2 protein-coding genes are annotated in these 1706 nt (G+C 32.8%); both read right to left on the reverse strand.

The annotated features are described in order from the left end of the window. On the reverse strand, positions 1-632 hold a 632-nt coding region (locus AADI82_RS15100; RefSeq protein WP_341217230.1), incomplete at its 3' end, for an NAD-dependent epimerase/dehydratase family protein. A gap of 133 nt (positions 633-765) precedes the next feature. After that, a partial coding sequence (locus tag AADI82_RS15105; RefSeq protein ID WP_341217231.1) for a nucleotide sugar dehydrogenase occupies positions 766-1706 on the reverse strand: 941 nt, incomplete at its 5' end.

Here is a 1706-nt window from a genome sequence, read left to right on the forward strand (position 1 = left end):
GTTTGCATACCATCTCCAAAAATAGTTAAATCTTCTCCTCTTAAAGCTTGCCCCATAAAAGCAGGAATAACTCTCCCATCATTAAGCCGCATTCGCGAACCATAAGTATTAAATATACGAACAATACGTGTTTCTAATCCGTGAAACCTATGATATGCCATAGTTATAGATTCTTGAAAACGCTTTGCCTCATCGTAAACGCCTCGTGGACCAATGGTATTTACATTTCCATAATAATCTTCAGTTTGCGGATGCACCAATGGGTCTCCATAGACCTCAGATGTTGAGGCTATAAGTATTCGTGCTTTTTTAGCTTTAGCTAACCCCAATAAATTATGCGTTCCTAAAGAGCCGACTTTTAGGGTTTGAATAGGAATTTTTAAATAATCAATAGGACTTGCTGGTGATGCGAAATGTAGAATATAATCTAAACCGTCTTCTATACTTACAAACTCGGTAATATCATGCTCTATAAACTCAAAATTTGGATTAGATTCTAAATGCTGAAAGTTCTTTTTATCACCTGTAATAAAGTTATCCATTCCAATAACATGATAATTTTCTTTTATAAACCGATCACATAAGTGTGAGCCCAAAAAACCTGCTGCTCCTGTAATTAAAACTTTTTTCAAACCTTTCTAATAAATTATGATATTTCTGTTCCAAAAATAATCAAACCTTTTTACCTTTTAATTAAAAAAACTGCACAATTTCAGAATTGAATTCCAAAATTGTACAGTTTAATGTCTTTTCTTGCCCATTAAATTAATTTCCACTACCTATTTTATAATAGGTAAACCCAATAGCTTTAATTAATTCTTTATCTAAAATTCCTCTTCCGTCAAATATAAATGCGGGTTTTTGCATACTATTATAAATACTTTTCCAATTGTAATTTTTAAACTCATCCCACTCTGTTAAAATAACTATAGCATGCGAGTTTTTGCAGGCTTCGTAAGGGTCGTTATTTACAGTTAGTAAGCTTTTGTTTTCATCTGAAGAACGTGTTTTTAAATAGTCTAAATCGGCATAAATTCGTTCTTTAGTAACTTTAGGATCGTAAACCGCTATTGTTGCTTGTTCGCTTAAAAGATTATCAGCAACTTTTATGGCAGGAGACTCACGAGTATCATTAGTATCCTTTTTAAATGCCCAACCTAAAAACGTTATTTTTTTACCAGAAACGGTGTTATACAAAGTACTAACAATATTATCTGAAAAGCGATTTTTTTGATGGTCATTCATAGTAATTACTTGCTCCCAATAATCTGCTACTTCATTTAAACCATAGCTTTTAGCAATATAAACAAGATTTAATATATCTTTTTGAAAGCAAGACCCACCAAAACCAACAGAAGCATTTAAAAATTTAGAACCAATTCTTGAATCCATCCCAATAGCTTTTGAAACTTCTTTAATATCTGCTCCAGTTTTTTCGCATATTTCGGACATAGCATTTATTGATGACACACGTTGCGCTAAAAACGCATTTGCTGTAAGTTTTGAAAGCTCCGAAGACCAAACATTAGTTGTTAGAATCTTATCTTTTGGCACCCAATTAGAGTAAATCTCTACCAAAGCTTGAACAGCTATTTCTCCTTCTTTAGTTGAAGTGTCTCCACCTATTAATACCCGGTCTGGATTAAGCAAGTCTTGTACTGCTGTTCCTTCTGCCAAAAATTCTGGGTTTGATAAAATTTGAAATT

It is taken from the genome of uncultured Wocania sp. (assembly GCF_964021735.1).
Taxonomy (GTDB): domain Bacteria; phylum Bacteroidota; class Bacteroidia; order Flavobacteriales; family Flavobacteriaceae; genus Wocania_A.